Below are 20,705 nucleotides of genomic sequence, written 5' to 3' on the forward strand. Positions count from 1 at the left end.
TTGTTTTGTGAAAAGAAAGCGGATACATGAATCAGAACTAGAGGAGGAATGGAAGATGAATTGTTTCAAGAGAGTAACACTTGTTAGTTTGAGTCTTTTAGGAACTTTGGTTTTAGGAGCTTGTAGTAATGGCAACGGTGATAGTGGTGGTCAAGTCACGTTAAGTTATGCGAGTTGGGATACTGAACAAGCACCGGGACTGCGAAAAATGCTTGATGCTTTTGAAGAACAAAACCCAAATATTAAAGTCGAAATGGAAACCACCCCATGGGATCAATATTGGGTGAAGCTTGAAGCTGCTACTACTGGAGGAAATATGCCTGATATTGTCACGATGCATTCAACTGAATCATACAAATATATGTCTCAATCGATGCTTATGGGTCTAAATGAGTTGATTGCAGAAAATAACATTGACATGACAAACTTTACCGAAGGAATCGCAGAGTCTTATACGTATGAAGAAGAACTTTACGCGATTCCTAAAGATGCCTCCGTTATTGGATTGTGGTACAACAAAGAGCTCTTTGATCAAGCAGGAATTGCATATCCAGACGCAACGTGGACATGGGATACATTGAAGGAAGCAGCTGTTCAGTTAACAGATGAAGAAGCAGGTATTTATGGATTTGCTGCGGATAATTCAACTGAGGGAGGCTATTGGCCATTTATTTATCAAAATGGTGGAGAAGTCTTTATTGATGAGAATACGAAGTCGGGAATGAATAGCGAAGAAGTACAAGATGCATTAAGGTATTATATTGATTTTTATCTAAATGATCAGTCATCACCTTCAGCGAAAGAATTGCAAGATACGAATAAAGTTGGTCGTTTTCAAGCAGGAAGATTGGCGATGATCGTGGAGGGCAACTGGCAAACACCAGGTTTTTTAAAGAATGAATACTTGGCTGAAAATGCGGATGTTGCCGTTTTACCTAAAGGAAAAGAAAATGCGACGATCACAAATGGTTTAGGTTGGGCAGCTAGTGCCAATACCAAGCATCCTGAAGAAACAAAAAAATTATTAGCATTCTTGGCAAGTGAAGAAGCCAACCAAATTCAAGCAGAAACAGGGGCATCGATCCCAGCGCTAAAAGGATTTGAGGAAGTTTGGGCAAGTTCTGCGGACACTTTCAATTTAAGTGTTTTTGCAGAAATGCTAGAGTATGGCGTGCCTCGTCCCTATAACAAAAATGGCTTGAATGCGGAAAAAATAGAGACAGAAATTATGAACCGGGTATTTTCTGGAGAATTAAGTGTCGAGGAAGGGACTGCACAGATTGCGGAAGAAGTTGATGCAATTTTAGCTGAAAGTAATTGATCAAAACGGAAAATTAGCTAATCAACCCACCTAAACAAAAGGAGACCTCTATGAAAAATCGTATGCTTGGAAATTACCAGAAAGACCACCTTTTCTGGGGATACTTATTTATTCTCCCAACAGCAGTCGGATTGATTTTATTGAATATTTGGCCAGCGATCCAAACAATCATTCTAAGTTTTCAACGAACAATTGGTTTTGGTAACACCGAGTGGATCGGCTTAGCCAACTATCAGAAACTTTTGACGGATCGAGAGGTGTTGCAATCCTTGATCAATACCTTGATCTATGCAGTGGTATCAATTCCATCAATCATAGTGTTATCACTTTTAGTCGCGGTCCTAATGAATAAGAAAATCAAAGGCGTGTCGATTTATCGAACGATTTATTTTCTACCTGTAGTTGCAGCCCCCTCTGCAGTCGCCATGATCTGGCGTTGGATGTTCAATGATGATTATGGATTAGTCAACGAGCTTTTATCAAAAGTTGGTCTAACGGGTCCAGCATGGCTTAGTGATCCGAATGTTGCGATTTATTCCGTCATTATTGTCGGAATATGGAGTGCTATTGGCTACAACATGGTGCTTTTCTTAGCTGGACTACAGGAGATACCCAAAGATTACTATGAGGCAGCCGATATCGATGGAGCTTCTTCATGGCAGCAATTTTTTCAAATCACTTTACCGCTTGTGACACCAACGCTATTCTTTGTCGTGGTCACAACGGTTATCAATGCTTTTCAAGTATTCGATGTGATTTTTATGATGATCGCACCTTCAAGTGAGGCAATGCTGAAGACACAATCATTAGCATACTTGTTCTACAAACATTCCTTTATCTTAAATGATAAAGGGTATGGTTCAGCGATCGTCGTTTTTCTTCTAGGTATTATTTTGCTGATCACAGCCCTACAAATGAAGTTGCAAAAAAAATGGGTCAACTACTAAAAGGAGGTTTCTTGATGCAACGAATTAGCAAGAATTGGCTTATCCATCTACTTTTGATCAGTGGCGGAATAATCATGGCATTGCCTTTTGTATGGATGATTCTGACTTCTGGAAAAACACTTGTTGAATCGACTCAGATTCCACCAACATGGTTTCCTAAATCCTTTCAACTTTCAAATTATCAGGCAGTTTTAAATCTTTTACCCTTTGGTGCCTTCTATCTCAATACTTTTTTGATGGTCATTGGACGTGTGATCGGTTCCGTTTTATTTTCAGCGATGGCAGCCTATGCCTGCGCACGCTTGCGCTTCCCTGGACGAGAACTTTTTTTTGCTCTAGTCCTTATCCAAATGATGATTCCCGCATCAATCTTTATCACACCCCAATATTTATTAGCGCAAAGATTAGGAATTCTAAATTCAGTACCGGCATTGATATTGCCAGGTGTTGTCAGCGCTTTCGGAACCTTTTTACTTAGACAGTTTTTTCTAGGCTTACCAAGTGAGCTGGAGGAAGCAGCACACCTTGAAGGAGCAAATGTATGGACGATCTTTTTCAAAATCATGCTGCCATTGGCGAAATCCGGGTTGATCGCACTAGGTATTTTTACAACCCTCTTTGCTTTCAAAGATTTAATGTGGCCACTGATCGTCAATACATCAATTCGACAAATGCCATTGGCAGCAGGGTTAGCCAATCTTCAGGGACAATATGCGACCAATTTCCCACAATTGATGGCAGGCTCGTTACTAGCGATTTGGCCCATGGTTGCTGTCTTTATCATTTTTCAACGTAAATTTATTGAAGGAATTGCCACTACTGGCGGTAAATTATAAAAGAATGGAGCAATAGAAAATGACAAAAATCACCTTTATCGGAGCAGGAAGCACTATTTTCGCTAAAAATGTTCTAGGAGATGCAATGTTGACCCCGAGCTTAGCAGATTCCCACATCGCCCTTTACGACATCGATGAGAAACGACTTCGTGAATCCGAGGCAATGTTAAAGACGATCAATAAAAATGCCAATCAAAACCGAGCAGAAATACAGGTCTATCATGACCGCAAAGAAGCACTAAGAGATGCCGACTTTGTAGTAAACGCCATTCAAGTTGGTGGCTACAAACCTTCCACCGTCATTGACTTTGAGATACCGAAGAAATATGGCTTACGCCAAACAATAGGTGACACGATGGGCATTGGCGGAATATTTCGGACGTTGCGTACGTTACCAGTCATGTTGGAATTTGCTCGAGAAATGGAGGAAGTTTGTCCAAATGCATGGTTGCTGAATTATACGAACCCGATGGCGATGCTGACGATGGGGGTATTGAAAGCAACATCCATCAAAACGGTTGGGCTTTGTCATAGTGTGCAAGTATGCGTCCCAGAATTATTCGAGCATTTAGGGATCAAAGAACAATATGATCTGGCTGACTTCCAGTGGAAAATTGCTGGGATCAATCATATGGCATTTTTATTGGAAATTACCAAAGATGGGGAAGATTTCTATCCAACGATCCGTCAGTTGGCTGAAGAGAAAGAAAATCCCCACCGTGATTCAGTCCGCTTTGAATTGATGAAACGTTTTGGCTATTATATTACCGAATCTAGTGAGCACAATGCCGAGTATCACCCTTATTTCATTAAATCAAAATACCCAGAATTGATCGACGATTTGGGGATTCCGTTGGATGAATATTTAACCCGTTGCGAAAATCAGATTCGCGATTGGGAAACGATGCGGGAGGATATCGTCGATAATGGCGATTTGACCCATAAGAGAAGTCGGGAATACGCCTCTTATATCATGGATGCCATCAAGACCGGCAATCCAACCGTTATTGCTGGAAATGTGTTGAATAAAGGCTTGATCACCAATTTACCAGAGGATGTCTGTGTGGAAGTTCCATGTTTGGTGGATAAGAACGGCATCCAACCAACCTACGTCGGCGCTTTACCAACGCAGCTTGCTGCATTGAACCGAACCAACATCAATGTACAAGAATTGACTGTCGAAGCAGCGTTGACCCTTGAGAAAGACAAAATTTATCAAGCAGCTTACCTCGATCCTCATTTATCATCAGAGTTATCATTGGCAGATATTACCCAATTAGTCGATGATTTGATCGAAGCCCATGGGGATTATTTACCAGATTATCACTGATAAAAAAATGGACGCGCAGTTTTCTTTACGAATACTGATAGCGCCAACATTTCTTTGGTTTTTTTGAAGAGATATGGCAAAAGAGTTGTTGACAACCAAATTGGTCAAAGCTATAATCGGATTTAGGATTGCTACTGAAAAGGCGACACCGACAAAATATACACTAGCTTATTTATGCTCGGAGTGTATATTTTTGTCGGTTTTTTTGTCTGTTTGAAGGGGGGAGAAAAGATGAAACCAATCACGATCTACAATAACAATGCCGTCCTTGTGGAGGATAATGGCACAGAATGTGTAGTGATTGGCAACGGTGTTGGTTTCGGTGTAAAAGGCAGTGGGGTGATTGATCAAACGAAAATTGATAAAAAATATGTCTTAGATGCAGAATTTACCCAAAACAAATTTGGGTCGCTGATGGCAGGAATGGATGAACGGCATGTGATTCTGACCGCCAAAATTATTGAAGAAGCAGAAAAGGATCTTGCACGAACATTTGATTCCAGCATCTATCTATTTCTTGGTGATCATATTAATTACGCAATTGAGCGTAATCTTAAAGGAGAAGCGATCACCAATGACTTAATGTGGGAAATCAAAAAATATTACCCACGAGAATTTGCAGCAGCAAAGCGATCGTTGCAGTTTATTGAACGATCAGAGAAGATTCGTTTTATTGAAGATGAAGCTGGCTTTATAGCCCTGCATTTTGTAAACGCTAGCTCAAGTTCACGCTTTAAAAATGAGACGATTTTTACGACAAAAGTAATTGCAGAAATTGTTCAGATCGTGGAGTATGATTATGGGATGAAGTTGGATGAGACGTCCATGAACTATGATCGATTCTTGACCCATATACGCTATTTTGTAAGCCGAATTTTTTCGGAAAGTAAAGAAGTAAAAGATGAAGCTGATTTATTGCAACATGTGAAGCAATTATATCCGAAAGCTTACCAAACTGGCTTGAAAATCAAGAAACATATTGCTGGTCAATATAAAGTGAAAATTACAGATTCAGAATTGTTATATTTTGTTATTCATATCAATCGAGTGACCACAAGAGAACTAGATTAAATGTTTTGTTACCGAATGGGCAAGACCAAATAAAGATTGAGCCAAATATGGGCTTAGTTTTTATTTGGTCTGTTTTATTTATAAGGAGGAAAAAAATGACTAAGTATCAAGAGCTTGCACAGAATATCATTGAAAATATTGGAGGAACGTCAAATATTGAGTCTGTAACGAATTGCATGACACGGTTACGATTCGTATTAAAAGATAATTCAAAAGTCAAAGAAGATCATCTTAAAGCAACACCAGGTGTTCAAGGAACAGCATTAAAAGGCGGACAATATCAGGTAATTATTGGAACAGATGTAGCAAATGTTACGGAAGAAATCAACAAAATGGGGAACTTTGGAAGTGATTCTTCAGAACCAACATCACCGAAAGAAGAAAAAGTCATCAATCGAGTTTTAGGAGCGATCACCTCAATTTTCCAACCGATTATTCCAGCAATCTGTGGGGCAGGAATGTTAAAGGCTGTTTTAGCTTTACTTGTTTTCTTTGAGGTATTAAACGCAGAAGCTCAAACGTATCAGCTTTTAAGTTTACTAGCCGATTCAGCATTTTATTTTCTTCCAGTAATGTTAGCTGTAACAAGTGCACAATACTTTAAAGCGAATCCATTTTATGCAGCGGTTTTAGGCGCAATGCTGATTCACCCAGCTTTTACAGCCATGGTTGCAACTGGTGAACCTATTTCATTTGCAGGTCTTTCTGTCAGAGCTGTATCCTATGGTTCGGCAGTTGTACCGCCAATTTTAATTGTATGGGCAATGGCGCACATTGAACGTTTAGCAAAAAAAATATCGCCAAATCCTATGAAGATTTTTCTGGTCCCTTTATTGGTTTTCTTGGTTACGGCTCCCTTAGCTTGGATCATTATCGGTCCACTAGGAGCATTAGTTGGTGATGTGTTATTAGTAGTCTTTGAATTCTTCAATGAACAAGCACGCTGGGTTTTACCAGTCCTGATGGGGGCATTTACCCCATTTTTCGTCATGACAGGGATGCATTACAGTTTTATGCCTGTTCAACTAGCACAATATGCCACATTGGGCTATGGAACGTTATTAGGACCAGGAATGCTAGCATCAAATATTGCTCAGTCTGGCGCTTCACTGGCAGTAGCATTAAAAACCAAAGATAAAGAGATGAAGCAAACGGCTTTTTCGGCTAGTACCACAGCGTTATTTGGAATCACGGAACCTGCTTTGTATGGGGTGACGATGAAACTAAAAACGCCTTTATGGGTCGTGGTAGCCTCTGGAGGAGTAGCTGGTTTATGGGCAGGTTTGACCAACATGCGAACTTATGCATCAGCAACTGCAGGTGTTTTGGCGTTACCTGTCTATTTAACGGATGATCTGTCAAATATCGTTAACGCAGTGATTTGCATTGTTATTGCATTCGCAATGTCTTTTGCACTTACTTTGTTTTTTGTGAATGCAGAAGGAAAGAAAAAAGCAGAAGTGTCTTCACAAAGTCAAACGTCAAATGCGAATCAGGTTGCTGAACCAATTCGATCATTACGGACACCTTTAGAGATCAGCAGTCCTTTGGCAGGGGATAGGTTGGCGACTCATGAAATTCCCGACAGTGTATTTGCCAATGAGATCATGGGGAGAACAGTGGCTATTCAACCAAAAAATGGTCAAGTAGTTGCACCATTTGATGGTGAAGTAGTGACGATTTTTCCCACCAATCACGCAATTGGGATCAAAAATAAGCAAGGAGTTGAGCTGTTGATCCATATTGGTATCGATACGGTCGAACTTGATGGCAAAGGTTATACTGCAGCAATCAAAGTAGGAGATACCTTTAAAAAAGGCGATTTGCTAGTAACCTTTGATCCAGAATATATTGTTAGTCAAGGATATTCTACAGTGACACCGATCGTAGTGACAAACACAGCAGATTTTACAGATGTTATTGTCCATTCTGAGGATGAAACCATCAAACAGGGTGATGTTTTAGTATCGATTTTTGAATAAAGAGGGGACAAATATGGCAAAATTTCCAGAAACTTTTTTATGGGGTGGTGCGATTGCCGCCAATCAAGCGGAAGGTGCCTATAACGAAGATGGCAAAGGACTTTCCATTCAAGATTTCTTATCAAATGGAGTCACAAGGCCACTAGATCCTGAGCTAAATCCGCAAAACTTAAAATTAGAAGGCATTGATTTTTATCATCGTTATCGAGAAGATATTCAAATGTTCGCCGAGATGGGCTTTCAAGTTTTACGTTTCTCGATTGCTTGGACACGAATTTTCCCTAATGGCAATGAGGAAAAGCCAAACGAAGCTGGATTGCAGTTTTATGAAGAGGTGATTGATTGCTGCTTATCTCATGGGATCGAACCGCTAATTACACTTTCTCATTATGAAACACCTTATTTCCTTACAAAAAGTTACGATGGTTGGCGTAATCGGGCATTGGTAGACTACTTTGATCGTTTTTGTCGGACTGTGTTTACTCGTTACCAAGGGAAAGTGAAATATTGGTTAACTTTCAATGAAATCAATGCGCTTTGGAATTTTCCCTTAATGGGAGCAGGAGTGATGACAGAAAAAGATTGCTTATCTAAGCAAGATCTCTTTCAAATAGCACATCACGAGCTTGTTGCCAGTGCCCAAGCAGTCAAAACCGCCCATGAAATTGATCCACAGATGCAGGTAGGGAATATGGTGTTAGGGATCTATAATTATCCGATGACTTCAAACCCGAAAGACACATTGGCTGTTTTGGAGGCAGATAAAAACTTAAACTATTTTATGGATGTTCAAGCTCGTGGATATTACCCTGATTGGATCAAAAGAGAATGGCAGAGGTATAATGCAACTATCGAGATGGAACCTGACGATCTCGAATTATTAAAAAATACCGTTGATTTTATATCGTTTAGTTATTATATGTCCCGATGTGTTTCTGCTACGCCTGAAAAGTACCAACAGGGAAAAGGAAATATGACAAACGTTCTAAAAAATCCCTACCTTGATGAAACGGAGTGGGGATGGGAGATTGATCCAGACGGATTACGTATTCTCTTGAACCGTTTTTCGCATCTCTATCAGTTGCCACTTTTTATCGTTGAAAATGGTTTAGGTGCTGTTGATCAGTTAATTGAAATTGACGGAGAATTAACCGTTGTTGATGATTATCGCATCAATTATTTAAATGATCATCTATCAGCCGTTGCTAAAGCCATCGATGATGGTGTCAATGTATTGGGTTATACCATGTGGGGGTGTATTGATTTAGTAAGTGCTTCGACCGCAGAGATGAAAAAGCGTTATGGGTTCATTTATGTAGACCGAAACGATGATGGAACTGGTTCACTCAAACGGTATCGAAAAAAATCCTTTGATTGGTATCGCGAAGTGATTGTCACCAATGGGGGAACCATTGGTTGAAATACCGCTAGTAAATAAAGAAAGCATTGCCGATCCAGCAAATGGAAGGCAATGCTTTTTGTCGTTTATTGTATCCATTGATTCGACGGGTAAGCCGATCAGCGGTTATGGTCGTACGATTGATCAAAAGGGGAAGAAGAAGGTGAAAAAAGCAGCATCAACGAGGCCACTCCATGGTGTTTTCGATTTCATTGGTATCAGAGTCCAGTTGTTCAGAAACGATGGTAAAGCCATGTTTGAGATAAAACGCAATAGCAGCTGTATTTTTTTGGTAGACATTCAGAGTCAACTTCTCGTGTTCTGCTTGTACTTTTTGTAAAAGCTGCTTGCCAATGCCGTGAGCACGATAGTCTTTCAAAACGAAAATACCAGCGATATAATCATCCAACATCCCGATGAAGCCGACGGGCTGATCCTCCACCGAATAGGTGTAGATAAGAGCATCGGCAAAGGCTTTTTTCACAAAGTCATAGTTATCTTGCCAATGGGCAGCTGAGATAAAGTCATGGGCATCCAAATTGCTTTGCAGCCAAATCTGGGCGATAGTTTCTAATTCAGAATCGGTAAATTTGGTCACTTGTTGTATCATGAGAACCTCCGTTTTTTTATCCAGTATAGCATAGGTCCACTGCTGATTACTGCAAATCGCGGCATTTTCGTAGACAATCGGACAGGAGATGAACCGATTGATAAGTAACGAAGGTTAAATGACGAAGAAAAGCAATCTTTTTCGTTGAAATATTCTAACAATTTTGTTTCAGCTAGATGTCAATTTCTTGCAGCCAGATGTTATTTGTGTGAAAACAGCCCCAAGAGTGAAATCTTTCGGTATGCTAGAGAAAGCGATAAGACACATCTAGTTAAGGAGAAAAAATGAAGAAGACACTTTTGGTTGCAAGTTCACTTGTTTTGCTGACGCTGCCTGTCGTGACGGTATCCGCAGACAGCTTTGATCAGAAGATCCAGCAGCAAAATGAAAAAATCAATGACATAAAAAATGAATCCACCTCATTAGAATCACTGAAACATTCCACAGAGGCAGAGATTCAATCGATTGAAGGAGAAATCCAAGCAATCCTACAAAAGAAAACGACGACGGAAGAAGAAGTCAATGCCTTGGCACAAGAGATCCAAGTCCTTGAAGAGAAAATCATCAAGCGCACAGAAGTACTGGCGAATCAAGCGCGTGACATTCAAACGTCGGAACCTTCCAATCGTTTGTTCCAAAAAATCGTTGACGCTGAATCCATCGGAGAAGCTATTCAACGGGCGATCGCTTCAGTAACGATCATGAATGCCAGCAATAGCATTGTCGAACAACAGCAAGAAGATATTGCAACAAGCCAGAAATTGGAAAAAGAGTTGCAGGAACAATTGGTTGCAATCGAAGAGCAGTCAAACGCATTGCAAGGAAAACAAGCGGAATTAGCTGATGTCAAGTTGAATCAAGAAGTTGCACTAGCCGACCTTGCCTTGGCGTTGAACACCGAAGAAGAGAAAAAAGACCAATTGGAAGCAGACAAAGCAGAAGCACAACGGCAAAAAGAAGCAGCGTTGAAGCAACTGGCTGAGCAAGAAGCACAAGAAGCAAAAGCGCGCAAAGAAGCAGAAGAAGCAGCAAAACGTCAGCAAGCAGCAGAAGCCAAGTCAGCTGAAACCGCCGAAAGTCCTGCCGTTCAACAAGCAGCAGTGGCAGCAGCCCAGCCGAAGACGGAAGCCGCAGTGGCGCCAGAAACATCGGTGTCGTCAGAAAAAACTGCAGCTACGCCTGCACCTGTGCAGCAAGCAGCTGAGCCAAAGGAACAAGCAAGCACAGGTGGATGGCAAATGCCAGTCGATTCGGTTCATATTTCGAGTCGTTTTGGGTATCGAACAGATCCAACAGGTGCATCAGGAAATCAACATAATGGCATCGACTTTACTGGGGGGACAGGAACGCCGATCTATGCGATCCAAGCAGGCGAAGTCGTTGAAGCGGGCTATGGTCCGTCAACTGGTAACTATGTGATCATCAAACATGCCAATGGCGTTTACAGCTACTACATGCACTTTAGTACGCTGCCAGCTGTCTCGGTCGGACAAAGCGTCTCAGCTAGACAATATGTTGGCGGTATGGGAACGACTGGGAATTCAACTGGCGTCCATCTACATTTAGGGATGTCAACAAGCTTATGGTCAGGATTCTTTGATCCGGCGCCAGAATTAGGCTTATAATAGTCAGAAAAACCGCAGAAGCGAACAGGCTTCTGCGGTTTTTTTGGTTGCTCTTCTTTTACAAAGTCTCAATTGGCTCAGCGCCAAAAACGGGTCATCTCCGCTTTGTCTTTCAGGTTGAAAGCGATCATGTCCTCAATCAATGCTTGATCGATCGGCTCAGTCCACTTGATGCGAAAAATGTTATCCGTATGGCTGTAACCGGCGTTTTCAATGGCATCGGCAAACTGTTCAAGACACTTGGTTTCAGGGGAGACAGAAAAATGCGGTTTTGAAACGCTGAAACCGATAATAAAGGTCTCATGGGCGGTGAACATCGGCTGATTCCACTTGATGACTGGAACGAGGTCAGGAAATTTCTTGGTAATAGCGGCAAATAAGGCACGCAGTTTTTCTTGCTTTACTGGATCTTCAATGCTGGTTAAGTAAGTTTCTAATACATCCATTGGGAGGATCTCCTTTCGTTTTAAGGAACGAGCACAGGGAATGTCGATCACTAAAAATAACGCGTGTTCGAAATCAAACATTTTGTTACTTAGAGTGTACTGTAAAGTTAGTAAGTTTACAAACCTGTTGCCTTGTTTTGGGGAACGCCTTCAGGAACAAACACTGTTTGCAAAAACGAATGCTAAAAATAACTTTTTTCTACTCGAACAAAAGCCAAGAGTCAGGAACATTCCCTCTTTATCCTGCAAGGTTCCTTGAGATTAGCTTAACTTTTCAGAAATAACGAATGAAAAAGCAGATTATTTTCAGAGAACACTTTCAAAAAGAAATCGGTTGCATTCAACAAGAATTCTGCTAGAATATAACTTGTTCGAATAAGTTGTTGAGCGAAAGCAAAACGAAAGGAGGAGGACTTGTGACCAAAAGGAAACCGGTAACCCAAGCAGCCAAGAAAGAATATGCAAACAAAAGTATGCGGTTTAATCGTTTTTTACTTTTTCGTTATATGACTGCGATCTTTTTCTTTGTCAATCTTTATTGGACCCTATTGAGTCTGTCTCAATGGACATGGGCTGGTTTGATTCCCATTGCCTTATTGATCGTTGATGGACTTATACTTATTGAACAAACTCAAAAATATTGGCAGCAATCGAATCGTTTACTGGTGACAAAAATCGGTTATTGGCTCCAATTCGGCGTCAATCTCATTGCAATTCTATTTATTTTGATCGGACAGCAAGCAACGTTGATTCCTTTTATGAATCAATCGGGTAGAGGGATCTTACTTGCCTTGTTTTCTGTCGGCATGATGGCGTGTTTGTTCATTCAGCGTAAAGCGTGGTTGATCGAGCATGACCGCGACAAATATTTCACGTATTTGACTACATTTGAAACTCAAGGAGGAACAGTCAATGGATTCAGAAAATAACAAAATGTTTGCCTTCTTGGACCGCTACTTAATGGGTCCAATGGGGAAAATCTCACAATTACGGATCGTTCGTGGGGTCATGGCAGCCGGGATGGCGTCGATTCCTTTCACTATCGTAGGATCAATGTTCTTGATCGTCAGTGTTTTGCCACAAAGCTTCCCTGCATTAGAAGGTATTTGGAGTGCGTCATTCGATAAAATCCAAAATCTTTACATGTTAGGTAATACCGCAACAATGGGGATTTTAGCCCTTTACTTCTGTGTCGTGTTTGGTTACGAGTATACAAAAATCCAAGCACAAGAGGAAAAAATCGTTCTTAGCCCAGTCAATGGTGCGTTGCTTTCAATGATGGCGTTCTTTATGTGCTTGCCACAATTAGTTTTTGAAGGCGGTATGGCAACACTAGTCAATGTGATTTCTGATGACCAAAAAATCATCGATGGCTGGGAAATGGCTGGTGGCGTTACTCGTTTAGGAACAACTGGGATCTTTACAGCGATCATCATGGCGATCATTGCCGTAAAAATTTACGCTTTCTGTGTGAAGCGCAATATTGTCATCAAAATGCCTGACACAGTGCCAACAGGAGTATCTTCCTCTTTTACGGCATTGATTCCAACGGCACTGACTTCATTAGCTGTGATCGTTATCAATGGTGCGTTAGTCGCAATGGGCACAGATATTTTCAAAGTCATTGCGATTCCGTTTAGTTTCGTGACGCAATTGACCAGTACCTGGATCGGACTACTTGTTATCTACTTCTTCATGCATGCACTATGGATCGTCGGTATTCATGGAGCAACGATCGTGACCTCATTCTTGACGCCAATCGTGTTGTCAAATATGGTGGAAAACCAAAATGGTGCCAACATTGCCTTTGCGGGTGAATTTAACAACAGTTTCGTTACGATCGGTGGTTCAGGAGCGACGTTAGGAATGGTGATTTTCATCGCATTCTTTGCAAAATCAGCGCAGTTAAGTGCTTTAGGAAAAGCAGCGATCGTGCCATCCTTCTTCAATATCAATGAACCGATTTTGTTCGGGATGCCAGTGGTATATAACCCGTACACAGCGATCCCATTCTTCTTAGCACCGATGGTTTCAATGTCCGTTGCTTATTTTGGCATCAACTTAGGCTTTGTTAACCCACCGATTGCTCAAGTAGCGTGGCCGACCCCAATTGGATTATCTGGCTTTATTGGTTCAGGTGGTGACTGGCGTGCCTTTGTCTTAGCAATCATCTGTGCAGTCGTTGCTTTCTTGATTTGGTTCCCATTCATCAAAATGTATGATGGCAAATTATACAAGGACGAACAAGCAAACGCAACGAAGGCATAATCAATCCGTTTTTTTGATAAGCCGGCTATGAAAAATAGCTGGCTTTTTTTACGCCAAAGATGATAATAGTAGTAGAGAATCCGAAGGAAAGGAGTAGGCAAATGACGAAACTCAGTATTGAAGACTTAGCAGCAGAATTGATCAGAAAGATCGAAGCGGGTGACATTGGAAATGAGCAGGGGAAGATGCCTAGTGAACGAGAGCTTTTGGCGATTTATCCCGTTTCTCGTTATACGTTACGTCAAGCCCTCAATAAATTGAGCAAGATGGGCTGGATCTACCAGATGCAAGGCCGCGGCTCGTATATTCGCTTTCAAAATAACCAAAAACCGACCATTGAACAAGGTGATCTTGGCTTCAATGAAGACTTGACCCGGGGCGAGAAAAACATTCGAACGGTCAAAGCTTCAAAGCGACTGGTCAAAGTATCAGAGGCGCTGTTTCTTCCAAGTCAAAAACAATTTGCGAAAGATCAACACTTTATCGAAGTCCAACGGTTTCGCACGCTAGATGACAAACCCTATTTGATTGAACGCTCCTATTATATACCTGAAATCGTAGGGGAGATCTCTGAAACAATGATGAAGGGTTCAATGTTTCAAGCTTTGGCAGAAGAAAAACAACTGACAGTCGCCTTCATCGACAAGTTTATCCAAAGCAAACCGCTATCACAGGAACAAGCAGCGTTTTTTCATCTAGAAGAAGGCATGCCCGCACTGATCGTACGAGACGACAGCTATCTGAGAAATGGCGAACTATTAGCCTTTTCGATAATCCATTATGATTATCGGATGGCGACATTGTACATGCATAAAAAGTTGTTCGTTTAAAGAAAACGGATTTTCAAGAAACGGTTCTTTCTTTTTTTTAAGGTAAGAGAAAAGCAGCCCATTCGGGAGAAAAAAACTTACAGTTGCGGAGCAGCGGACTGGAACGGCTTTCAAACTGAGAGAAAGGGGATCGCTTCCAATGGATGAAAGATGACTGAGCAGGAAAACTATATAATAGGTAAAGAATCGATCAGCGACCTTATAAGCCAAGGTCGCTGATTTTTTTTGAGGGGATTGATCGGTGGTTGAAAAGGCGTGATGGTTGATTCAAGATAAAGGTCGTTTAAAGAAGAACACTTGTTTTCTTAATACGGAGATATTTTGCTCAATTTTTAACAATATAACAGGGATAAATGATCTGCTCTGACAAATATTTCATCAAGTGAAGAAATATCTGATTTTTCAATCGGTTTTTGCTTTGATACTATCAAATAGACAACAGATGTTCTGCGCACGGAAGCCGTCTTTTCGTTTAATGGCTATTTTATCGAGGAACAGGCCGATTCACTTACTTGATTTCTATCTTCCAAAATAAATGGAGGTCGTGGAAATCAAGGGTTGTGGGGGTCTTTGCTTTCTTTTTTTAAGCAAAGGAGGGCAAGAAGCAAGCGGACATCACTGCTCAAAAGGTCACGGCAGAAACGTCAGCTCGTTTGAAAAAAAGACCGAGGTTGGAACAGCCAAAGTGCAACTTTTCACGAAAGCAGACGATCAAGCAGACCAATTTGTAGACACACTAAATTGTTCAACGAATCAAATCATCGATGAGTGAGGAATCAGGAGGGGTAACATGGCATTATTTCGCAAAAAGAAAGATGAAGAAACTTACGAAGGCGTTCATGTCTACGACGAGGAATATGATGAAGAAGAGTACGACGAAGACGAGTACGATGATGAAGAATATGATGACGATGAGTATGACGATGAAGAATATGAAGACGACGAGTACGAGGACGATGAGTACGATGATGAAGAATACGAGGAAGACGAGTATGAGGATGATGCCCAAGAAGAGCTGTTGGCATTAGAAAATACCGTTTCACAATTGACCAAAACCGTCGAACATTTGACCAAGCAATTGGAAAACAAACAAGAATCCATCAATCGGATGGCTTCGCAAGCGACGCAACAAGAAAGTATCATTTATGAAAACAAGCAGCTGCAAATGCGCTACAACGAGTTACAGCAGCAGTTAAAAGAAGCAGAACGTCAACAAGAAGCCCTCAAAGCCAATTATGAGCAGGAAATTGAGCAGTTGACGAGTCAAGAAGACGAATTGATCGAAGTAGAAGAAGAACTCGAACAATTGCGTCAAAGAGAAGATGAACTGTTAAAAGAATTAGAAGAGAAAAGCAAGCAAGTCCAAGCGTTTGAAGAAAAAGCGATTCATTTAGAAGAAAAAGCGGCGATTATCGAGAACTACAAATTAAAAGAAGTCGAAAGCATGCGTCGGATCACTTCGCTTGAAAATGAAAATCAACAATTGAACTTGCGCTTGCAAGAAGCCGAAGCGAAATATCGAGATCTCGAACGTTCAAGAGTCGAACAATTGGCAGATAAGAATGTCTTACAGCGGGACTTGGAACGTGAATTGACAAAGGTCGAACAAATGAAGGACGAGCTGGCGACGATTTTGATCGAAGCAAAAGAAAAAGCACGGGAAACCGCTGCTGAAGCAGAACTGGAAGCCGACAGAAGACGTCAAATGGCGGAAAATGAAGCCCACAAGATTATTTCAGAAGCATCGATGGAAGTGATGAAGATCCGTCAAGAGATCAAGCAATACCAAGAACGACTTACGACGTTTCATCATGAGTCGAAAGGGTTGTTTGAGCAGTTGATCCAGCATAGCAAAGTATTGAATCTGCCAGACTAAAAAGAAGGTTATAAGTCGGAATAGACGAAAAGGTCTGCTGAATAATTCTGAGAGCGACACGACAAAGGAGGGAAACCCACTACGACCATATGTGCTGTTTAAGAAATCACAGGCAACAACTACGAGTTGATTTCTTATGAGCATGTTGGTTATTGGGACGAATGTGACGAATGATATTTTAAAAATTGCCATCTATCCAACCTTGAGTCCAAATCTTGAGGAATTATTTTATAAACAAGAGTCACTTCCATCAGTAATCACTGCCTGTGACAACCTCTATCAAAAAAAGTGGCCGCTCAAATCCTCGATCCGCAAACAAGTGACGCATTACTTTGAGCAATTTTATTCCATCGAAGCCTTCACCCATCATATCGAGATGGAGATTTTACGGAAAAAAATCGATTACTCAAAATTACGCATTCCTTTGGAACAGCAATTCCCACAGTTTGTGTGGACGCAAATCGGCATCAATCATGTGTCCGATGAAAAAAGCAATCTGTTTTTGGAGTTTGTACCAATCGCTTACACAGAAGAAGAGTTTCCCTTTACGATTCAGTTGGATGCTAGCTTGCAGCAGCAAGCCTCGGCTGGTGTAAGTGATGCGAACGACTTTAAAGAGCAACTGGCAAAAATCGTTCAAAGCGTGATCGATGAACAAAATGTCACGTTTGTGAGTCGCCCGAAAGCGCAAGTCCATGAAGAAAAACGGCAAGGCAAAACCGATGCAGTGAAAAAAGAGCTGGAAGACACAGTCGAGTTCCAAAAGATCAGTGCGGATGAGCCACCAAAGTTCAAAAAGAAAGTTCGCAAAAAAAGCAGCAAAAAAAAACAGTCAAAAAAAGCCAAGCAATTACCCAAAGTCAACGCCAATGAATTAGCGTTGGAGGAAGAGGCAAAGCGAGAACGAGCAAGCAAAGAGCGCTTGCGCTTGGCCAATCAAAAGCTTGAGATCTACATCGAAAACTTAGAAGCCTCTTTGATCAAAAATAGTATCCACTATTTAAACAGCTTGACCGATGAAGAAGACGAGAACTGGCATACGCAATTGAAGATCAGCTTACGAGAATATACCTATCTTTTTCAAAAAGCCAAATACCTGGAACAGGTTTGGCGCATCAATGACAATCTCGTACAAAAGATCGAAAAGATGACCTTGAACGAAAAAGAGTTGACCTATGAGAGAGGGCAAGTGCAGCAAGTGGTCGACAACAACCTTTCTGCTAAAGATATCAGCTTGGTTTTTTATGAATGCAGCGTGATTGAGTCACGGGTCAAATTGTATGAGCGACCATGGTTTAGAAAACCTTACGCACGCATTATGAAGATGGACTATGACAATCTTTTACGAAAAGCCGCTTACTTTGATCTTCTCCAAAGCGAAAGCTATCTATTAGAAAAAAAAGCATTGATCGAAGGCAATACAGACGTTAGGAGCAGCCTATGAGAACCCAAAAGCAAAAACAACGATTCTTATTCTTATACCGCATCTACTTTATTGCTTCTTTGATCCCATTAGCGGTATTTTTGCAGCTGACCGCCTATTTTTATCTCTCTGCCTTTCGAGAATATGTCACTATCAGTCACTTGTTTTTACTCGCTCTTTTGCTAGGTTTTACGATGTATTTGCGGAACAATGCCTTTCATTATCAATTGCTGCTTGTACAGCTTGAAAAAAATGAAAGCAAAGACCATGAACGACCAAAAAAAGGCACCAGCAAGAACAGCCCCAAGGAGGAGGATCAAGAAGATGAAAAAGCCCAGAAGAAACGTAAAAAGTCTGTTAGCGATCGGAGCATTTATCGGAATCATCAATAACCAAACGATTTCTGAAGCCATGGTTCGATCGATCTTAGGTGTAGAACCATCTACGTATATGGAAACCATCGATGCACAACGAGAAAGTCGTGGGCAATCGATAACGGATGCCCTCCGACCGGTCTCTTATGAAGGAGCTGACAGGATAACGGAGCAACTTGATACTCCTCCAGAACAAACAAACGAAACTCTCCCAGAAAAATCGGAGCAGGCCGATAAAGGAACGGAAGTCCAAGTCGTAAATGATGTTGAACGACCAGCAGATGATGGGCAGACAGACGAGGAAGAAACAGAGAGCGGCACGGATGAAACAGAAGACCAAGAGACTGAAGATGTTCCGTCGACGCCAGAGCCTTCAGAAGGCGATCAACAGCCGAATCAGCCTGATGGACCTGAAACGAATGAACAAGAAACCAACGATACCAGCAGCAACAATAGTGGAAACAACCAATCAAACGGGAATCAAACCAATCAGGACAAAGATAAAGATCCCGATCCAATCACTGAAGAACCCGAATCGCCGATCGATGAAGAAGAGCGGGAAAGCAACTTTCAATTTTCAGTTACTCGTAATCTAACGACACAACAATTCATCAATGAGATTGGTTCTGATGCGCAGGATGTTGCCTATAACAATGATCTTTATGCCTCAGTGATGATCGCACAAGCCATCTTGGAGACTGGCTCAGGAAACAGTGCCTTATCCAGTCCGCCAAACCACAATCTCTTTGGCATCAAGGGCAGCTTTCGTGGGCAAAAAGTGACCTTCAATACGCAAGAAGATGATGGCAGTGGTGCGTGGTATACGATCTCTTCCAATTTCCGTAAATACCCAAGTTACCGTGAATCCATCGAAGATTACGCTCGCTTACTAAGAGGAGGCATCACAGGCAACCCGCGCTTTTATGCCCCCGTTTGGAAAGAAAATGCCCCAACCTATCGGGAAGCAACTGCGTGGTTGACCGGTCGCTATGCCACTGACATCCATTATGACCAAAAGCTGAATGCGTTGATCGAAGCGTATGATCTAACTATCTATGACAATGAGCCGACCGAAGAGGTCTTGGAAGAGATTGAACGCACACGTGCACAAGCAATTGAAGCAGCACGCAAGGAAGAAGCGAAGACGACCCGTTCGTTGTTTGAAGACTTGCAAAGAAGCTCGGCAAATCGTCGAGGCTCAGGGAATTTGCCAGCGTCCATTCGGACCGTCAAGGATCGCTTGCAGGAAAATGCCAATGCCAATACTTATGCAAACCAATTAAGAGGCATGGAACGAGCGGGCAGCGAGGTAGATGCCAATGAGTAATCAGTCACAAGCACCTAGAAGAAAAAAACGTCCGCCACAGCCTGCCAAACGTGAAAAAAAACGAGAACAACCAGAGGATACACCGAGAAATCCCCGAATCGAAAAGTTTCAAGCGCAAGGCAAGCAAGCCAGCACTTCAAGTGGCAAGAAACGACCAAAAAAGACACCCCAAAAAGAACTGACAGGACAGGCGCCTGTGAAAAAGAAACGAAAAAAAGCGGCTGGCACAGCGAATCGCCCCAAATTACCGACCGAAAAGCAGCATCCTAGCAAGCAAAAAGAAAGAGCAGCTGCCAGTACGACCAGTGAAGCACCACGCAAAAAGAAAAAGCGTCCACCGCAGCAAGCACGTCCAAACCAGCGTAACGAGCAGGGGAAAACCAAGAAATCAAGTAATCCGAATGCCAAATCAAAAGGGACCCACAAGCAAGGCAAAAAACCAGCGGAGGCTTCCCAGAAACGACCAACCTCGCAAAAAGGCAAAGCTGCGACGAAGAAACCAACAGCTAAAAAGAAATCTGGCGATCTCGGACTGAAAATCATTTATCTGATTTTCTTGGCTTGTAGCATGACTGTCCTCTTTACGTTTATCGGCTTATATGTAGCTGATCAAAACGAGATGACGGTTTTCAATCATCGGGTGGTGCGTTTATCAGATAATGGGATGGCGAATCTTGACAGCTCTGCATTACGCACACAAGATTTGATTATTTTAAGAGAACAAGCCTTCACTCAAGTACAGCCAAACGGGATCGGGGTCTTTACAAATGGCTCAGGAACTGGCTATATTGCCCGCCGAGTACTATCGATCGAGGCTGACGAAGAGCAAGGCTATCATTTATCCGTCATTGGTGATGGACAGGCATTTGGGGAAGAAGCCATCGAAGCAGACCGTTTCGTTGGGGAAGTCTCAATGAGTATCAACCATGTAGCAGATGTGTTTCGCTTTATTGATCAAAACTTGATATTATCCATCATCTTCTGTGTATCATTGATCGCCTTATTCATTCTATTAGGCATTTATCTCTTTACTTGAGAGC

18 protein-coding genes are annotated in these 20,705 nt (G+C 41.7%); 16 read left to right on the forward strand and 2 right to left on the reverse strand.

Annotation, left to right across the window (positions count from 1 at the left end):
* Window positions 1-55 precede the first annotated feature (55 nt).
* The 7 genes from ACTW1R_RS06055 (at window position 56) to ACTW1R_RS06085 (ending at window position 8,907) form a co-directional block, all read left to right on the forward strand.
* Complete coding sequence (locus ACTW1R_RS06055) at window positions 56-1,321, forward strand: ABC transporter substrate-binding protein (RefSeq protein ID WP_167822391.1); 1,266 nt, start codon at window positions 56-58, stop codon at window positions 1,319-1,321.
* A 50-nt stretch (window positions 1,322-1,371) separates the two neighbouring features.
* The gene (locus ACTW1R_RS06060) at window positions 1,372-2,268 is read left to right on the forward strand and encodes a carbohydrate ABC transporter permease (protein WP_167822392.1); all 897 of its coding nucleotides are present in this window, start codon (window positions 1,372-1,374) and stop codon (window positions 2,266-2,268) included.
* A 14-nt stretch (window positions 2,269-2,282) separates the two neighbouring features.
* Window positions 2,283-3,104 carry a carbohydrate ABC transporter permease gene (locus ACTW1R_RS06065; RefSeq protein WP_167822393.1) on the forward strand — a complete coding sequence of 274 codons (822 nt, stop codon included), beginning with the start codon at window positions 2,283-2,285 and terminating at the stop codon, window positions 3,102-3,104.
* 19 nt (window positions 3,105-3,123) lie between these two features.
* Window positions 3,124-4,434 carry an alpha-glucosidase/alpha-galactosidase gene (locus ACTW1R_RS06070; protein ID WP_087627248.1) on the forward strand — a complete coding sequence of 437 codons (1,311 nt, stop codon included), beginning with the start codon at window positions 3,124-3,126 and terminating at the stop codon, window positions 4,432-4,434.
* A gap of 231 nt (window positions 4,435-4,665) precedes the next feature.
* Window positions 4,666-5,505 (forward strand): PRD domain-containing protein, encoded by an 840-nt coding sequence (locus ACTW1R_RS06075; RefSeq protein WP_008378725.1) that lies wholly within the window; start codon window positions 4,666-4,668, stop codon window positions 5,503-5,505.
* 95 nt (window positions 5,506-5,600) lie between these two features.
* Window positions 5,601-7,487, forward strand: a complete 1,887-nt coding sequence (locus ACTW1R_RS06080) for a beta-glucoside-specific PTS transporter subunit IIABC (RefSeq protein WP_375806318.1) — start codon at window positions 5,601-5,603, stop codon at window positions 7,485-7,487.
* A gap of 13 nt (window positions 7,488-7,500) precedes the next feature.
* On the forward strand, window positions 7,501-8,907 hold the full coding sequence (locus ACTW1R_RS06085; protein ID WP_087627251.1) for a glycoside hydrolase family 1 protein: 1,407 nt from the start codon (window positions 7,501-7,503) through the stop codon (window positions 8,905-8,907).
* 157 nt (window positions 8,908-9,064) lie between these two features.
* On the opposite strand, the gene ACTW1R_RS06090 is transcribed toward ACTW1R_RS06085, so the two are convergent.
* Entirely contained in the window at window positions 9,065-9,496 is a 432-nt protein-coding gene (locus ACTW1R_RS06090; RefSeq protein ID WP_489927524.1) for a GNAT family N-acetyltransferase, read from the reverse strand.
* A gap of 284 nt (window positions 9,497-9,780) precedes the next feature.
* On the opposite strand from ACTW1R_RS06090, the gene ACTW1R_RS06095 reads away from it, so the two are divergent.
* A complete protein-coding gene (locus tag ACTW1R_RS06095; protein ID WP_375806321.1) occupies window positions 9,781-11,121 on the forward strand; it encodes a peptidoglycan DD-metalloendopeptidase family protein in 1,341 nt (446 codons plus the stop codon).
* Between the two features lie 77 nt (window positions 11,122-11,198).
* Here ACTW1R_RS06095 and ACTW1R_RS06100 read toward each other — a convergent pair whose 3' ends face one another.
* Window positions 11,199-11,567 carry an iron chaperone gene (locus ACTW1R_RS06100; protein ID WP_005225664.1) on the reverse strand — a complete coding sequence of 123 codons (369 nt, stop codon included), beginning with the start codon at window positions 11,565-11,567 and terminating at the stop codon, window positions 11,199-11,201.
* Window positions 11,568-11,983: 416 nt separating this feature from the next.
* On the opposite strand from ACTW1R_RS06100, the gene ACTW1R_RS06105 reads away from it, so the two are divergent.
* The 8 genes from ACTW1R_RS06105 (at window position 11,984) to ACTW1R_RS06140 (ending at window position 20,701) form a co-directional block, all read left to right on the forward strand.
* Window positions 11,984-12,496 (forward strand): hypothetical protein, encoded by a 513-nt coding sequence (locus tag ACTW1R_RS06105; RefSeq protein ID WP_010747911.1) that lies wholly within the window; start codon window positions 11,984-11,986, stop codon window positions 12,494-12,496.
* Entirely contained in the window at window positions 12,480-13,835 is a 1,356-nt protein-coding gene (gene celB / locus ACTW1R_RS06110; protein ID WP_010747912.1) for a PTS cellobiose transporter subunit IIC, read from the forward strand. The genes ACTW1R_RS06105 and celB overlap by 17 nt, the downstream gene beginning before the upstream one ends.
* Before the next feature lie 101 nt (window positions 13,836-13,936).
* Window positions 13,937-14,665, forward strand: a complete 729-nt coding sequence (locus ACTW1R_RS06115) for a GntR family transcriptional regulator (RefSeq protein WP_375806323.1) — start codon at window positions 13,937-13,939, stop codon at window positions 14,663-14,665.
* A 790-nt stretch (window positions 14,666-15,455) separates the two neighbouring features.
* Complete coding sequence (locus ACTW1R_RS06120; RefSeq protein WP_016610405.1) at window positions 15,456-16,541, forward strand: DivIVA domain-containing protein; 1,086 nt, start codon at window positions 15,456-15,458, stop codon at window positions 16,539-16,541.
* Window positions 16,542-16,677: 136 nt separating this feature from the next.
* Window positions 16,678-17,985, forward strand: coding sequence for a hypothetical protein (locus ACTW1R_RS06125; RefSeq protein ID WP_489927525.1), 1,308 nt, complete (start codon window positions 16,678-16,680; stop codon window positions 17,983-17,985).
* Window positions 17,982-18,356, forward strand: a complete 375-nt coding sequence (locus ACTW1R_RS06130) for a hypothetical protein (RefSeq protein ID WP_005235091.1) — start codon at window positions 17,982-17,984, stop codon at window positions 18,354-18,356. Before ACTW1R_RS06125 ends, ACTW1R_RS06130 begins: the two co-directional genes overlap by 4 nt.
* Window positions 18,289-19,665 (forward strand): glucosaminidase domain-containing protein, encoded by a 1,377-nt coding sequence (locus ACTW1R_RS06135; RefSeq protein WP_325815602.1) that lies wholly within the window; start codon window positions 18,289-18,291, stop codon window positions 19,663-19,665. The genes ACTW1R_RS06130 and ACTW1R_RS06135 overlap by 68 nt, the downstream gene beginning before the upstream one ends.
* The gene (locus ACTW1R_RS06140) at window positions 19,658-20,701 is read left to right on the forward strand and encodes a hypothetical protein (RefSeq protein ID WP_375806326.1); all 1,044 of its coding nucleotides are present in this window, start codon (window positions 19,658-19,660) and stop codon (window positions 20,699-20,701) included. Before ACTW1R_RS06135 ends, ACTW1R_RS06140 begins: the two co-directional genes overlap by 8 nt.
* Window positions 20,702-20,705: the final 4 nt, after the last annotated feature.

The organism is Enterococcus sp. R12 (assembly GCF_058135755.1).

What these genes read in the sequence shown, in the direction of transcription:
- ACTW1R_RS06055 (WP_167822391.1), top strand. Translation starts at nt 56, where the DNA reads ATGAATTGTTTCAAGAGAGTAACACTTGTTAGTTTGAGTCTTTTAGGA.
- ACTW1R_RS06060 (WP_167822392.1), top strand. Translation starts at nt 1,372, where the DNA reads ATGAAAAATCGTATGCTTGGAAATTACCAGAAAGACCACCTTTTCTGG.
- ACTW1R_RS06065 (WP_167822393.1), top strand. Translation starts at nt 2,283, where the DNA reads ATGCAACGAATTAGCAAGAATTGGCTTATCCATCTACTTTTGATCAGT.
- ACTW1R_RS06070 (WP_087627248.1), top strand. Translation starts at nt 3,124, where the DNA reads ATGACAAAAATCACCTTTATCGGAGCAGGAAGCACTATTTTCGCTAAA.
- ACTW1R_RS06075 (WP_008378725.1), top strand. Translation starts at nt 4,666, where the DNA reads ATGAAACCAATCACGATCTACAATAACAATGCCGTCCTTGTGGAGGAT.
- ACTW1R_RS06080 (WP_375806318.1), top strand. Translation starts at nt 5,601, where the DNA reads ATGACTAAGTATCAAGAGCTTGCACAGAATATCATTGAAAATATTGGA.
- ACTW1R_RS06085 (WP_087627251.1), top strand. Translation starts at nt 7,501, where the DNA reads ATGGCAAAATTTCCAGAAACTTTTTTATGGGGTGGTGCGATTGCCGCC.
- ACTW1R_RS06090 (WP_489927524.1), bottom strand. Translation starts at nt 9,496, where the DNA reads ATGATACAACAAGTGACCAAATTTACCGATTCTGAATTAGAAACTATC.
- ACTW1R_RS06095 (WP_375806321.1), top strand. Translation starts at nt 9,781, where the DNA reads ATGAAGAAGACACTTTTGGTTGCAAGTTCACTTGTTTTGCTGACGCTG.
- ACTW1R_RS06100 (WP_005225664.1), bottom strand. Translation starts at nt 11,567, where the DNA reads ATGGATGTATTAGAAACTTACTTAACCAGCATTGAAGATCCAGTAAAG.
- celB (WP_010747912.1), top strand. Translation starts at nt 12,480, where the DNA reads ATGGATTCAGAAAATAACAAAATGTTTGCCTTCTTGGACCGCTACTTA.
- ACTW1R_RS06115 (WP_375806323.1), top strand. Translation starts at nt 13,937, where the DNA reads ATGACGAAACTCAGTATTGAAGACTTAGCAGCAGAATTGATCAGAAAG.
- ACTW1R_RS06120 (WP_016610405.1), top strand. Translation starts at nt 15,456, where the DNA reads ATGGCATTATTTCGCAAAAAGAAAGATGAAGAAACTTACGAAGGCGTT.
- ACTW1R_RS06125 (WP_489927525.1), top strand. Translation starts at nt 16,678, where the DNA reads ATGAGCATGTTGGTTATTGGGACGAATGTGACGAATGATATTTTAAAA.
- ACTW1R_RS06130 (WP_005235091.1), top strand. Translation starts at nt 17,982, where the DNA reads ATGAGAACCCAAAAGCAAAAACAACGATTCTTATTCTTATACCGCATC.
- ACTW1R_RS06135 (WP_325815602.1), top strand. Translation starts at nt 18,289, where the DNA reads ATGAAAAAGCCCAGAAGAAACGTAAAAAGTCTGTTAGCGATCGGAGCA.
- ACTW1R_RS06140 (WP_375806326.1), top strand. Translation starts at nt 19,658, where the DNA reads ATGAGTAATCAGTCACAAGCACCTAGAAGAAAAAAACGTCCGCCACAG.